Source organism: Ruegeria sp. AN6 (genome assembly GCF_056540425.1).
In genome coordinates, this window is record NZ_JBQFWR010000002.1 from 39866 (window position 1) to 54156 (window position 14291).

Here is a 14291-nt window from a genome sequence, read left to right on the forward strand (position 1 = left end):
TCAAATTGAACGTTTAAACCAACCTGTGCGTGTATACCGGTGAAAACCTTTGACCTTATAGCCAACGATGTACCTCAGCTGGTCGTCGCTGGGCAAAATGCATGCTTTCGTCAAAGGAATGTTCCAGTAAGACCTGTCGCTCTTGCTTTCCGAAATTAGATCTCGTCTACGCTACTTCTACGCACTATGGGCGATTTCACAGCAATGACCATTCATTGATAGTGCTTTCGCAGAGGTCTTAAGATCGGATACTCTTGCCAATTACTTCAACGCACTCATCGGGAATTTCTATCACAAGATCGGCCGACTGCGGCACTCGAGTTATTTGATATTTGCAGGGCTGCATTCATGTAGCCTGGCGGCGAAACGGGTTAAGTCTCAAAGTGACTTTGTTCTTTGGCAACATTTTTGTGAATGCTGCATTTCGGTCTCTTTTCCGCCCATTTTTTCACTGATACACATGCAACATAAAAAGTTAGGCGAGTAAATGTACGGGCGGGTATATGGGAACCGGGTTTAACGGTCAGGTAGCGATATCTTGGTCGCAGACAGAGATTGACGGGCTTGAGGCGGCGCCTCTTGCCCATATGGTTGTCGGTGCAGCTTGGTCTTGGCGGGGCCGCAGGATCGAATTGTCGGCAGATGCTGATGTTTATGTTCAGAACGATGCATACTCAAATGTTGTATCAGCGCTGGCGGCACGAGCGGATGTTGCTTTTGACCCGCTTGCTGTAGCTCAGGGCTCGCTCGTCGAGCTGACAAATGGAGCGCAGAAATTCACTGCCGAGCTTGTGCAAATTGTCGGTGGTTCTTCTCTGATGTTGATTTTCAAGGACGGATGCCCCGAAGCGGATCAAGAGTTTTGGGTCAGTGAGGCGGCTGAGAATGTGGAGCCCGCCGATATTGGATTTATCGATGACAGTAAGGTGATTGCCTTCCCCGGTTCTGGGGCTGGGGTGATCGCAATTCCCGCAGATATGCCAAAAATCGTGGGTGTTGCCGCTGAATAGCAGGCCGCACCGCTGAAAATTGTATGAATAATACGGAAAACGGCCCGACTGTTCGGTTCGGCATGTTGACTCTGGTAAAACTGCAGATATAAGCGCGGCTTCATTGGTGTTGGTGGCCCCCGCAAGGGGATACCTGTCATGGGGGAAACCTCAAGAGGACAACGCCCTTCATAGTGGCCAATGTGGCCTCGACCAAACGAAGGAGATCAGCCGTGACCAAACGCACGTCTGCCAAGTACAAAATCGACCGCCGGATGGGCGAAAACATCTGGGGTCGTCCGAAATCCCCAGTCAACCGTCGTGAATACGGCCCCGGCCAGCACGGTCAGCGCCGCAAGGGCAAACTGTCGGACTTTGGTCTGCAGCTGCGTGCCAAGCAGAAGCTGAAAGGCTATTATGGCGACCTGACCGAGAAGCAGTTCCGCCGCATCTACGCCGAAGCTGTTCGTGTGAACGGTGACACCGGTGAAAACCTGATCGGTCTGCTGGAACGTCGTCTGGACGCTGTTGTCTACCGTGCCAAGTTTGTTGCAACCGTGTTTGCCGCGCGTCAATTCGTGAACCACGGCCACGTCAAAGTGAACGGCAAGCGGGTCAACATCCCCAGCTACCGTGTCAAGGAAGGTGACGTGATCGAAGTGCGCGACAAGTCCAAGCAACTGGCTGTTGTTCTGGAAGCGGCTGCTCTGGCAGAGCGTGATGTCCCAGACTACATCGATGCGGATCACTCGAAAATGACTGCAACGTTTGTGCGCGCACCTGGCCTGAGTGATGTGCCTTACCCGGTTATGATGGAACCGAACCTGGTCGTCGAATTCTACGCGAAGAACTAATCTTCGCCGATCTGCTGAGTTTAAGGGCCGCGCTTTAAGCGCGGTCTTTTTTGATTTTGGGGGCTCTGCCCCCGTCGCTTTGCGACTCCCCCGAGATACTTTGAGCCAGATGAAGAGGCGGATCCGAGGAGGAACCCATCGGTGAGCGTTGCGATAGCGCAAGGGCTGAGCCGAGGATATCCGGGCATTTCATTCTGCTGAACCGGCGATGACCTGCTTCGAGGTGCTCTGAAGGAATTGCCGCTTTTCTCAATGCGATGAGAAGGGTAAGAGGGGCCACGTTATTGGAGCCCCTCATGAACCAGATCACCCCACAACCCGGCATTATGGACATCGCACTGTATCAGGGCGGGCAGTCACATGTTGAGGGCGTGGCTGAAGTCATCAAGCTGAGTTCCAATGAAAACCCTTTCGGACCAAGCCCCAAGGCAATCGAGGCCGTGCGCGATAGCGCAGCTTCGCTGCATCGTTATCCCAGCACCGATCACGCCAGCCTGCGCAACTCGATTGCTGAAAAGCATGGGTTGAACCCGGACCGTATTATTTGCGGCGTCGGTAGTGACGAGGTGCTGCAATTCGTGGCGCAGGCCTATGCCGGGCCGGGCGATGAGGTGATTTATACCGAGCATGGGTTTTCCATGTACCCAATCATCGCGCGCATGGCTGGGGCGACCCCGGTCATGGTTTCCGAGCGGGATCGTCGAGTGGACGTGGATAACATCCTCGCTGCGGTCACAGGCCGGACGCGGATTGTCTTTGTAACCAACCCAGGGAACCCGACTTCAACAATGGTTTCTGACGCAGAGTTGGAACGGTTGGCGCAGGGGTTGCCCACCGATTGCCTAATGGTGCTGGATGGCGCCTATGCAGAATTTGTCGACGGCTTCGATGGTGGGGCCTGGCTGGTTGACAAGTTTAGCAACGTCATCATGACCCGAACATTCTCCAAGGTGTACGGTCTTGGGGGCATGCGCGTTGGCTGGGGCTATGCAGCGAAAGAGATAATCGACGTGCTGAACCGCGTCCGGCAGCCCTTCAATCTGTCTTTGACCGCGCTGGCAGCCGCAGAAGCCGCTGTAGGTGACGAAGAATATTTGCGGTTCTGCCAGTCGGAGAATGCGCGCCTTCGCATTTGGTTGTCCGAAGAACTGGCCAAGGCTGGAGTGGCTTCAGATGCCTCCTGCACCAATTTCGTACTCGCCCGCTTTGCTGATCGGAACGAGGCTGAAGCTTGTGACGATTTCCTGAAAACTCAGGGTTTGATCGTTCGGCGGGTTGCGGGCTACAACCTGCCAAACGCTCTGCGGATTACCGTAGGTGACGAAAACGCCTGCCGCCGCGTGGTTGCAGCCATTACCGCGTTCAAAGGGGGCGCTGCATGACCCAGATATACGACCGTGTGGCGCTGATTGGGCTGGGCCTGATCGCTTCCTCCATGTTCTGGGCGATCAAACGCGCCGGGCTTGCAGGCGAAGTGACGGGTTATGCCCGATCTGAGGCGACACGTGAGACTGCGCGTCGTATCGGGCTTTGCGACCGGGTATGCGATACCGCGCAAGAGGCAGTCGAAGATGCTGACCTGGTGGTCCTTTGTGTTCCTGTTGGGGCGATGGGAGCCGTGGCAGGAGATATCGCACCAGTTCTGAAGCCGGGTGCAACAGTTTCGGATGTCGGGTCGGTCAAGCGTCATGTGATCAAGGCTGTCTCGCCGCACATCCCCGATGGAGTCCATTTTATTCCTGCCCACCCTCTAGCCGGAACCGAACATTCCGGCCCCGAAGCTGGTTTCGCCGAGCTGTTTGACAACCGCTGGTGTCTGCTGGTGCCAGTGGAAGGTTCGGATATAGGCGCAATCGCGCAACTGCGCGCTTTCTGGGAAGGCATGGGTTCGAATGTCGATGAGATGGACGCTGATCACCATGATTTGGTTCTTGCCGTTACCTCGCATGCTCCGCACCTGATCGCCTACACGATGGTAGGTGTCGCAGATGATCTTCGGCGGGTTACAGACACCGAAGTCATCAAATACTCGGCCGCCGGTTTCCGCGACTTTACGCGAATCGCAGCCTCGGATCCGACCATGTGGCGTGATGTTTTTCTGACCAACAAGGACGCGACGCTGGAGATTCTGGGGCGTTTCACCGAAGAACTCTTTGCACTTCAACGGGCTATCCGCACAGGTGACGGAGAGCAATTGTTCGACTACTTTACGCGCACTCGGGCGATCCGCCGAGGCATTATCGATGCTGGGCAGGACACGGATGCACCAGATTTTGGGCGGGGAAAGACATCGACATGAGAGGCTTGAGCAGCGGCTTATTGATAAGTTTCGTCGTATTGACGGCAACGACTTCACATTCCGCTGCGCCTGAAGCCTCTCTTGTGCCGCTGACACGCCCAGGGAACTCCGAGGTGGTTAAAACCGTTGTCACTTCCAACATCCGCCCCATCCTAAGGCCTGCTTCACCTCAGGTAACAGCCGCGGCGGCCCGACCCGTTGATCTCCCATTTTTGGGGCCAGAGAATTCGATCCGGCCATTTGTTCGACCAGAACAATTGGAACAGCAAGTTCTCTTCAAGAAACGCAAGCTGCGCAAAACCTCGGTGTGCGGTGACATCGACATACAGGGCAAGGCGGTCGGGCGCGTTAATGGCAAGATCAAAGCCTGTGGGATCAAAGACGCGGTTCAGATCACGTCGGTTTCAGGGGTCAAATTAAGCCGCCCTTCAACGATGGATTGCGGAACAGCGCAGGCACTGAACAAATGGGTCGACAAAGCCGTTATACCCACGTTCAAACGACGTGGTCCGGTGGTCGAACTGCAGGTCGCCGCGCACTACGCTTGTCGAACGCGGAACAACCGCAAAGGGGCGCGAATATCCGAACACGGCAAGGGGCGCGCCATCGACATATCGGGATTCAAGATGGCGGATGGTGAGGTGGTGACAGTGCTGGATGGCTGGCGCAAGAATCCGTCCAAGAGGCAACTAACCAAGGTCTGGCGCGGCGCTTGTGGGCCGTTTGGCACGGTACTTGGGCCAAACTCGGATCGCTATCATCGGGATCATTTCCACCTTGATACCGCGCGGTATCGAAGCGGTACTTATTGCCGTTAACGGAGAACCAGCCGGGGTGCAGGGCCCAGTGGCAAAGGCCCCAAGGCGACAAATCCGTCACGGAAATTCAGTTGTAAATCCAGCGCATTCGGATTGCCGCCCAAACCGGCCATGAACCCCAAAGCGCGGGTCACCGCATCAACTGCCTGATCAGGAAGTGCGCCTGCAGCATTTGCCATCGCGATCATATCGCGCCAGTTTTCCGCCTTCATCGCGATTTCACCGGTTGGGATGCCTTGTTCGTCTACATCCAATTCTCCGGTGGCGAACAGGCGCAACTCTCCCCATTTCACCTCTGCCAAACGCAAGTCGATCTCGACGGGTTGAGGGCGACGCTGCTCAAGCGCCGAGCGATCCCAAGGTTTGTCGAAAGTGACAAACATATCCAGCTCAAGTGTTTCGAACGATTGCGGTAGGGTCGAGGCTGAACGCATCAGACGCCTCAGATCATCACCGGGTGTAAATCCGTCGACATTTGCCGTAATCCCATAGCTTTCGGGTGCTCCGGATTGTTCCATCACAAGACCCAGCGTTTGACCACCAGCCTGCGGATCACCTTCGGTGGTCAGCAACCAGCGTTCAGAAGTCAGCGCCATTTTCTCGAGTACCAGTGCGACGCCAGGTTGGAGGTGCAGTTCGGCTTGTAGCTCCTCAGCCTGAACGGTTGTGGTCTGGTCGAAATAGGACAGGCGCTGTGGTGTGCTGGCAAAGCGCAGCATCTGACGACCAGGCCAGATTGCTGGGCTTTGGAACTCGATCCAATCCGCGCTCCATGCCGTTCCGTTAACAGGATCGGCCAAAGCTGGGTTATCTAGGCGCGTGATGTGTTGAAACGGATAGCCGGCTGTTGTCACGTCTGAGAAGTCAGCCTGCCAGCCCAGTTCCTGCTGCCTGTCAAACCAACCGGTCAGTGCGTTGCGCAGCCCGTAACCGGCCACAAACCAATACGCGCTCCACGCAAGGGCGATAAATACAAAAACGCGTATCAGACGACGCATGATGAATGGCCCTTTTTCCTGCCTCGGATTTGATGTTTATAGGGCCAAACAGGCAAGGACCAGTGCAATGACGATGTGGGTATTCGGATATGGATCGCTGCTGTGGAACCCGGGTTTCTCGGTAGCCCGCAGTGAACGTGCCACTTTGCATGGATATGCGCGGTCGTTTTGTATGCGTTCGATCCACCATCGCGGCACCGAAGAGGACCCCGGCCTGGTTCTGGCGCTAGACGAGCAGCCCGACGCGCTCTGCACTGGATTGGCTCTGGCCGTCGAAGCAGGACATGAAGATCGCACCTTGGCGGAGCTGCGCGAGCGCGAGCTGATCTCGTCAGCATATCTTGAACGAATGCTTGATGTGCATCTGGACTGCGGGACGATCGTGAACGCAGTGACTTACGTAATCGACGCGCATCATGTTCAGTATTGCGGTGGCCTGCCATTGGAAGAGCAGGCCCAGATCATCGCCCATGCGGTTGGCGGGCGCGGACCGAATACCGAGTATCTCTATAATACCGCGTCGCACCTGACCGATATAGGGCTGCACGACCCGGACCTTGAGTGGTTGTCGCAACGGGTGCGGACAATCAGTGCATAAACTCTTGGCGTCGCGGGACGAACTTCGTTAGGTTCAGCCCAGAGCAGACAATACCAGGAGCCACGCGCATGGCGCAGGCACATCAGGGCGTGAGACCGCATTTCTCACAACCGATCCGTCAAATCTTGATGATGCTGATTGCAATCGGGCTGTCGGGGCTAGGCGTGTTCATGGCGCTGCCCTATGTGTTGCCCGTCGTTCAAGCCAATTTGTATCTTAACGGATTCATCCTGCTCGTCTTTGTCATCGGTGTTGCCGCCTGTTTTCTGCAAGTTACGCAGTTGATCGGCTCGGTTCGCTGGATCGAAGCTTTCATCGGTGGGGTCGAGCGGGACGATGTGCGCCCGCCGCAATTGTTGGCTCCACTGGCGTCGCTTCTACGTGAACGGGGTGCGCGGTCTCAGATAAGTTCCAGCTCAACCCGGTCAATCCTCGATTCCGTCGCCGAACGGGTGGAGGAGGAGCGTGAGATCACGCGTTATATCACCAACGTGCTGATCTACCTTGGTCTTTTGGGTACTTTCTTTGGACTGGCTACAACGGTTCCGGCCATCGTCGACACAATCCGCAGCCTGAACCCTCAGGAAGGCGAGGAGGGCTTGGCCGTCTTCAATCGTCTGATGACGGGACTGGAATCACAGCTGCAGGGAATGGGTGTTGCCTTTGGCTCGTCTCTACTGGGCTTGGCTGGATCACTGATCGTCGGCTTGCTGGAATTATTTGCAGGTCATGGCCAGAACCGCTTTTACCGTGAGTTGGAGGAATGGCTGTCATCAATTACCCGCGTCGGATTTGCGGCGGGTGATGAAGGGGGCGCCGAACTGGCCGTACTGACACCGGTTCTTGATGCGATGTCCGAGCAGATGGATGCCCTGCAGGATATGTTCTCGGCGCAAGAAGTTGACCGGATCAATGTCTCAACCAAACTGGGTCAATTGGTTGATGTGATCGGGGAAATGAACCAACGGCAAGCCCAGACCGAAGGCGTTACGGCGGCATTGGAACGTGTGGCGCTGGGGCAAGATGCACTGCTGGATCATATGCGCGAACACGGCGCGGGTGAGGGGATCGATGCCGAAAGCCGGATGCGCCTGCGATCGATGGATGTACAGCTACTGCGTATTCTCGAAGAGATTTCCGCCGGTCGTCAGGACAGCATGAACGAGCTGCGCAAGGACTTCGAGCTACTGGTCAAAGCACTCACTCTTCCACGCGGCGCGGTGCGTAGCTCTCCGGAAGGAGAGTAACGGATGGCGCTGTCTCGCCGCACAGGTCAACGGTTCTCGGGCTCGGTCTGGCCCGGTTTCGTGGACGCAATGACCGGCTTGCTGATGGTTTTGACCTTTGTGTTGACCATCTTCATGGTAGTCCAGTTTGTGTTGCGCGAGACCATTTCAGGCCAAGAGGATGAACTGACCGCGCTGTCCGACGAAATCGCAGCACTGGCTGGGGCGTTGGGGCTGGAAGAGCGGGAAAACAGCCGCCTTCAAGCTCGGTTGGGGACGCTGAACACGACCCTGAACCGGGTCGAAGATGATTTGGCGCAAGCACAAGGACGCATCACCGACTTCGAGGCGCAGGTCGCCGCATTGCTTGCTGATCAGGAACGGGCACAGGGAGATATTACGGCGCTGGAAACTCAGCGTGATGAACTGCTGACTGAACAAGAGGCCCTCAATCTGGCGCTTGCCCAAAGTCGGCAGGAAATCGACGCGCAAGCCGAAGCCGCGCGTCTGGCCGCTGCACGGCGCGAAGCGCTTGAGGCCTTGATTGCCGACCTTGAAACCAACAAAGATGCTCAAGCCCTTCAAATCACTGAGCTTGAGCAACAACTGACCGAAGAAGAAGCCGCGCGTCTGGCCGAGGCGGCTGCGGCGGAAACCTTGCGCAATCGTTTGCAGGATGCAGATGCCGAGTTGACGGCGATGACACTCGCATTAGAAGCACAACGCAAGGAAGCCGAAGAAACACTGACCTTGCTGGCCGCAGCGCGGGCCGCGCAGGCAGAGTTGGAGCAGAAATTTGGCGAAATCAATGCCGAAGAGTTAAGAGCTCAGCTTCAGGCTGCGCTAGAGGCACAAACGCAAGCTCAGGCTCAGGTCGACGAACAAAAGTCACTCGCAGACGAGCGTGCTGCGCTCTTGGCTTTGGCACAAGATACGCTTGCGTCAGAGAAAGAGATATCGGCAGAGGCGCAGCGGCAGACCGCCCTGTTAAATCAGCAGATGTCGGCATTGCGCAGCCAGCTTGGATCATTGCAGGCGCTTTTGGATGATTATGAAGATCGAAATGCGGCAGCCGAAATTCAGATTCAAACGCTGGGACAGGATTTGAATGCGGCCCTCGCGCGTGCGGCCTCGGAAGAGCGCCGCCGAAGGTTGCTGGAAGAGGCCGAGCGTATCCGTCTTGAGGCCGAAGCCGAGGAACTCGCCGGTCAAAACCAGGAGCTGACAGCACAGGCGGAAGATCTGCAACGTTACCGCTCGGAGTTCTTCGGGCGATTGCGGGATGTGCTGGGCGATCAGGAAGGTGTTCGGATCGAGGGTGACAGATTCGTATTCTCGTCCGAGGTTCTTTTTGCCACAGGCTCGGCAGAGTTGTCCGTCGAAGGCCGCCAAGAGGTCGCCAAGGTCGCCAATATTCTGCGTAGTGTCGCCGCAGAAATCCCTGATGGATTGAATTGGGTAATCCGGGTCGATGGGCATACCGACAATGTACCGCTTGTGAGCACTGGACGGTATCGCGACAATTGGGAACTCAGCCAGGGGCGCGCTTTGTCTGTGGTGCGCTATATGGTTGATGCGCTGGGTATTCCTCCGGATCGGCTTGCAGCAAACGGGTTCGGGGAATTCCAGCCCGTTAACCCAGCGGACACCCCCGAGGCCCGTGCGCAGAATCGTCGGATCGAGTTGAAACTGACCGAGCGGTAAGCAGCAAACGAGTATCAGACCAACCCGTGAATTCGGGCAAAGGGATCGTGGCTCTTGTCCCTGTGCCACGAATACTCGCACCACTTGGCAACTTCTTCCGCTCTGTCTTCTCCGTGCATCAAGGCGATAGCGCCCAGCGTCATGTCCATACCGGCAGAAACTCCGGATGACGTCAGGAAGGGGCCATCTTCGACCCATCGCGCCTGAGGCACCCAGTTGACATTTGGCCCCTGCGTGCGGACCCACGAATACGCAGCCTTATTCGTGGTGGCGCGTCGATTGTCCAAAACACCAGCTTTGGCAAGAAGAGCGCTGCCGGTGCAAACACTCAGGGTAAACTCCACCTTCTCGGCGCTGGTCGAGATCCAGTCCAGCAGGCGGTGATTCCCGACCTCGCGGCGCGTTCCGGCACCACCGGGGACGAAGAGGATATCATAGTGAGTATCGTCGCTGATCGAGTGTTCGGCGATCGCTTTCAGCCTTTGGTTGCTTTGAATTGGCCCTGGGGTTTCAGCGACAAGTTCCAATTGGAAATCGTCCTCCAGAAGACCGAACATCTCCATCGGACCAAAGACATCCAGCAATTCAAACCCGGGAAATATCAACGCACCGATTCTACGCAATTCTGCACCTGTTCTCAGCCGACTTATGCAAATGAAAAACGCCTGCCAAATGAAGTTGGCAGGCGTTCAAGCAGGTTTCAAGATTAAGGTCAGTCTGCTGTCAGCAGCGGGGGTTTGTCACCAGGTATACGTGGCTGATCGGGCCCCAGGATTTCAAGGCTCAATTCGCCTTTTTTGACCGAAACACGGACCACGCCACCTTTGGCCAATTTACCGAACAGCAGCTCCTCGGCCAGAGGCTTCTTAATGTGCTCCTGAATGACACGTCCCAGCGGACGTGCACCCATCTTGTCATCATAGCCCTTGTCGGCCAGCCATTCGGCGGCACGGGGGGTCAGATCGATGGTCACGCCACGATCCATCAATTGAGCTTCAAGCTGCAGGACGAACTTTTCGACGACTTGCAAGATGACCTCTTTCGGCAGCGGCGCAAATGAGATCACGGCGTCTAGGCGGTTGCGGAATTCCGGCGTGAACATGCGTTCGATCGCTGCAGTGTCCTCGCCTTCGCGACGGTCGCGGGCAAAGCCGATGGCGGCCTTGGCTTGTTCCTGAGCCCCTGCATTCGAGGTCATGATCAGCACGACGTTGCGGAAGTTCACCGTACGACCGTTGTGATCGGTCAACTCGCCATGATCCATCACCTGCAACAGAATGTTGAACACGTCCGGATGCGCCTTTTCGATTTCATCAAGCAACAGCACACAATGCGGATGCTGATCGACGCCATCGGTCAACAGACCGCCCTGATCAAACCCGACATAACCCGGAGGGGCACCAATTAGGCGGCTGACCGCGTGCTTCTCCATGTATTCCGACATGTCAAAGCGCAGCAGTTCCACACCCAGCGTATCCGCCAGTTGTTTCGCCACCTCGGTTTTACCCACACCGGTCGGACCGGCAAACAGATAGTTACCGATGGGTTTCTCTGGTTCCCGCAAACCGGCACGGGCCAGTTTGATGGCGCTGGACAGCGCTTCGATGGCTTCATCCTGACCAAACACCACGCGTTTCAGCGAGGTTTCGAGATCTTTCAGAACCTCCGCGTCGTCCTTGGTAACGTTCTTGGGGGGGATACGCGCAATCTTTGCAACCACCGCCTCGATCTCTTTGACGCCGATGGTCTTGCGCCGTTTGCTTTCGGCCAGCAGATGCTGTGCCGCTCCGGCCTCATCGATCACGTCGATGGCCTTGTCGGGCAGTTTGCGGTCATTGATGTAGCGCGCCGACAGTTCGACAGCCGTCTTGATTGCGTCAGCAGTGTATTTGATCGAGTGATGCTCTTCAAAATACGGTTTCAGACCACGTAGAATCTTCACGCTGTCTTCGACCGAAGGCTCGTTTACGTCAATCTTCTGGAAACGGCGGCTAAGCGCACGGTCTTTTTCGAAATGCTGACGGAACTCCTTGTAAGTGGTTGAGCCCATGGTGCGCAGTTTGCCACCCTGCAGCGCCGGCTTCAGCAGGTTCGATGCATCCATGGCCCCACCCGAAGTCGCTCCGGCGCCGATTACGGTGTGAATTTCGTCGATGAAGAGAACCGCATCTGGGTGTTCTTCCAACTCGGTCACAACCGCTTTCAGCCGCTCTTCGAAGTCACCACGATAGCGGGTCCCTGCGAGCAAGGCCCCCATGTCGAGCGAATAGATAGTGGTTTCCGCCAGAACGTCGGGAGCTTCTCCAGCCACGATCTTGTGCGCCAAGCCTTCCGCGATGGCAGTTTTGCCTACACCGGGGTCCCCAACCAACAGGGGATTGTTTTTGCGGCGGCGACACAGCACCTGGATGCAGCGTTCAACCTCGTCCGAGCGTCCGATCAGCGGATCAACATCTCCCGCGCGCGATTTTGCGTTCAAATCGATGCAATACTTGCCAAGCGCGCTTTCCTTTTGATCGGCCTCGCCAGAGGTGGTCTGCGCTTCTTCTTCGGCTTCATCCGCACCTGTCACCGGCCGGTTTTCACCATAGGCCGGGTCCTTCGCGACACCGTGGGCGATAAAGTTCACCGCGTCATAGCGGGTCATGTCCTGTTCTTGCAGGAAATAGGCCGCGTTGCTCTCGCGTTCGGCGAAAATTGCGACCAGAACATTCGCCCCGGTAACTTCGGTGCGGCCAGAGCTTTGAACATGGATCGCTGCACGCTGGATGACACGTTGGAACGCAGCCGTTGGCACGGCCTCGGACCCGTCTATGTCGGTGACGAGATTCGAAAGATCCTCGTCGATGAATTCAACCAGCGTGCTGCGCAACTCATCCAGATCAACGCTGCATGCTTTCATAACGCGTATCGCGTCGGGTTCTTCCAGCAGCGCAAGCAGCAAATGCTCTAGCGTTGCAAATTCGTGTCGCCGTTCATTCGCCGCCGCAAGGGCCGCGTGGATGGCTTGTTCAAGTGTGCTCGAGAATGAAGGCACGCGGGTGCTCCTCTGTATTGGGCCGGAAGGGGGCCTTAGGCCGGATCCCCATCCCAACCATGTCCTCATACTATTAGAGTTTGGTTGATCGTGGCCCGGCTTCAAGGGTTTTCTTTCACTTGACAGTCACATTTGTTGTGACCGTGGCCGTGATAGGGGCTTGAAAGGCACTAAAAGCGGTCTTTTCGGGCACGTATTTCGGCAAAAACTGACGCTGGGTCAGAATTTTTCATACCCAGATGGGCCTGAATCACCGGATCCGCAGCGCGCAGAAACGGATTTGTCGCCTTTTCCTGCCCCAAAACTGAGGGCACCGTGGGTTCTCCGGCAGCGCGGGCGCGGTTGGTATCGGCCACGCGATCCAACAGGGCAGGGTTGTCAGGATCGATTGTCAGGGCGAATTTGGCGTTTGACTGCGTATATTCGTGGCCCGAGCACACGATTGTTTCATCTGGCAGGGCCGCCAGCTTGCTGAGAGAGGCCCACATTTGTGCGGGCGTGCCCTCGAACAACCGACCGCATCCCAAAGCCATCAGGCTGTCCGCCGTAAAGACGGCGCCGGATTCCGGCATGTAGAATGCAATGTGCCCGACGGTATGACCCGGGACATCCAGAACTTCGACCGGTTCGCTGCCTATATAGAATGTGTCACCTTCAACAACTGCCTGGTCGAGTTTTGGCAGCCGGTGGTCATCCGCCATTGCACCGATCACTCGCGCAGGTTGTTTTTCCAGTATGCCACTCAACCCATCGACATGGTCCCAATGGTGGTGAGTCAGCAACACGTGGCTTAATTGCCAGCTTCGCGCCTCAAGTTCCGCCAGAATCGGAGCGGATTCTGGCGCGTCAACCAATGCGGTCTCGCCACTGACGGGATCGTGGGTGAGAAAGGCATAATTATCGCTCAGGCAGGGGACGGTTACGATCTCAAGAGGCATGGCCTTTTGCCCTTTCGTTGCTAGACTGCGCCCAGCTAAGCCGATTGACCGGGTGTCCGCAATGCATCTTGATGTGCAGGATCTGAGGAATTTCTACTATCGCAGCACCCTGGGTCGCGCGGCCCAAGCGGCCATCCGTGGGCGACTGGTGGATCTTTGGCCCGAAGCCAAAGGGCAAACTGTGGTAGGCTTTGGTTTTGCTGTACCTTTGTTGCGGCCCTACCTCAAAGATGCACGTCGTGTGATCGGCTTGATGCCGGGGCCGCAGGGCGTAATGCCATGGCCAGCGGGAATGCCCAATGTCTCGGTTCTGACCGAAGAGACGATGTGGCCAATCGAAACTGGTCACGTTGATAAACTGGTGGTGATGCATGGTTTGGAAAATTCTAACCGGCCCAGCCAGTTGCTGGAAGAATGCTGGCGCGTGTTGGGACCCGGTGGGCGGGCACTATTTGTCGTACCGAACCGGGCCGGACTTTGGTCACGTTCAGACCGGACGCCGTTTGGCTTTGGGCAGCCCTATTCGACTACGCAGCTTGAGAACCAACTGCGCGCGCATCATTTTGTACCCGAAAGCCATTGCTCGGCGCTATATCTTCCGCCCTCGTTTCGTCGGTTTTGGCTGAAATCAGGTAGCCTGATCGAAAAAACTGGGCAGCGGATTCCAACCGTCATGGCCGGAGGGGTACTGATGGTTGAGGCGACCAAACTTATCCGGCCACCCAGTGGAAACGTCACCAAAGACGCCGCGAAACGTCCGATCAAAGCGCTGGATGGTTTGTTGAAACCTGCGTGACAATCCGGGGCATTTCGAATGGAAAAAATGCGGG

The 14291-nt window shown here is 56.4% G+C and carries 13 protein-coding genes; 9 read left to right on the plus strand and 4 right to left on the minus strand.

From position 1 onward, the window contains the following. The first annotated feature begins 503 nt into the window (after window positions 1-503). The 5 genes from ACR0MQ_RS04380 to ACR0MQ_RS04400 all read left to right on the plus strand — a co-directional run bounded on the left by ACR0MQ_RS04380 (window position 504) and on the right by ACR0MQ_RS04400 (window position 4960). Entirely contained in the window at window positions 504-1010 is a 507-nt protein-coding gene (locus ACR0MQ_RS04380) for a hypothetical protein (RefSeq protein ID WP_170772631.1), read from the plus strand. A gap of 212 nt (window positions 1011-1222) precedes the next feature. Beyond that, window positions 1223-1843, plus strand: a complete 621-nt coding sequence (gene rpsD / locus ACR0MQ_RS04385; protein ID WP_010441748.1) for a 30S ribosomal protein S4 — start codon at window positions 1223-1225, stop codon at window positions 1841-1843. 296 nt (window positions 1844-2139) lie between these two features. Beyond that, window positions 2140-3225, plus strand: coding sequence for a histidinol-phosphate transaminase (hisC, locus tag ACR0MQ_RS04390; RefSeq protein WP_170772629.1), 1086 nt, complete (start codon window positions 2140-2142; stop codon window positions 3223-3225). Then, complete coding sequence (locus ACR0MQ_RS04395; RefSeq protein ID WP_170772627.1) at window positions 3222-4142, plus strand: prephenate/arogenate dehydrogenase family protein; 921 nt, start codon at window positions 3222-3224, stop codon at window positions 4140-4142. Before hisC ends, ACR0MQ_RS04395 begins: the two co-directional genes overlap by 4 nt. Next, window positions 4139-4960, plus strand: a complete 822-nt coding sequence (locus ACR0MQ_RS04400; protein WP_170772625.1) for an extensin family protein — start codon at window positions 4139-4141, stop codon at window positions 4958-4960. The genes ACR0MQ_RS04395 and ACR0MQ_RS04400 overlap by 4 nt, the downstream gene beginning before the upstream one ends. Here the strand turns inward: ACR0MQ_RS04400 and ACR0MQ_RS04405 are convergent. Then, entirely contained in the window at window positions 4957-5958 is a 1002-nt protein-coding gene (locus tag ACR0MQ_RS04405; protein WP_170541397.1) for a DUF2125 domain-containing protein, read from the minus strand. The two genes, ACR0MQ_RS04400 and ACR0MQ_RS04405, sit on opposite strands and share 4 nt — an antisense overlap. 67 nt (window positions 5959-6025) lie before the next feature. On the opposite strand from ACR0MQ_RS04405, the gene ACR0MQ_RS04410 reads away from it, so the two are divergent. The 3 genes from ACR0MQ_RS04410 (at window position 6026) to ACR0MQ_RS04420 (ending at window position 9486) form a co-directional block, all read left to right on the plus strand. Then, window positions 6026-6556 carry a gamma-glutamylcyclotransferase gene (locus ACR0MQ_RS04410; RefSeq protein ID WP_170772623.1) on the plus strand — a complete coding sequence of 177 codons (531 nt, stop codon included), beginning with the start codon at window positions 6026-6028 and terminating at the stop codon, window positions 6554-6556. Window positions 6557-6624: 68 nt separating this feature from the next. Continuing rightward, on the plus strand, window positions 6625-7803 hold the full coding sequence (locus ACR0MQ_RS04415) for a biopolymer transporter ExbB (protein WP_170473032.1): 1179 nt from the start codon (window positions 6625-6627) through the stop codon (window positions 7801-7803). A 3-nt stretch (window positions 7804-7806) separates the two neighbouring features. After that, window positions 7807-9486, plus strand: coding sequence for a peptidoglycan -binding protein (locus ACR0MQ_RS04420; protein WP_170473030.1), 1680 nt, complete (start codon window positions 7807-7809; stop codon window positions 9484-9486). Window positions 9487-9500: 14 nt separating this feature from the next. Here ACR0MQ_RS04420 and ACR0MQ_RS04425 read toward each other — a convergent pair whose 3' ends face one another. From ACR0MQ_RS04425 to gloB, 3 genes are all read right to left on the minus strand, one after another. After that, window positions 9501-10109: a DJ-1/PfpI family protein gene (locus ACR0MQ_RS04425; protein ID WP_170772621.1), complete on the minus strand. Its 609-nt coding sequence runs from the start codon at window positions 10107-10109 to the stop codon at window positions 9501-9503. Window positions 10110-10198: 89 nt separating this feature from the next. Then, a complete protein-coding gene (gene clpA, locus ACR0MQ_RS04430) occupies window positions 10199-12523 on the minus strand; it encodes an ATP-dependent Clp protease ATP-binding subunit ClpA (protein WP_170772620.1) in 2325 nt (774 codons plus the stop codon). Window positions 12524-12693: 170 nt separating this feature from the next. Then, window positions 12694-13461, minus strand: coding sequence for a hydroxyacylglutathione hydrolase (gloB, locus tag ACR0MQ_RS04435; protein ID WP_170772618.1), 768 nt, complete (start codon window positions 13459-13461; stop codon window positions 12694-12696). 61 nt (window positions 13462-13522) lie between these two features. Between gloB and ACR0MQ_RS04440 the strand changes: the two genes are divergently transcribed. Then, complete coding sequence (locus ACR0MQ_RS04440) at window positions 13523-14257, plus strand: class I SAM-dependent methyltransferase (protein ID WP_010441759.1); 735 nt, start codon at window positions 13523-13525, stop codon at window positions 14255-14257. The last annotated feature ends 34 nt before the right edge of the window (window positions 14258-14291 follow it).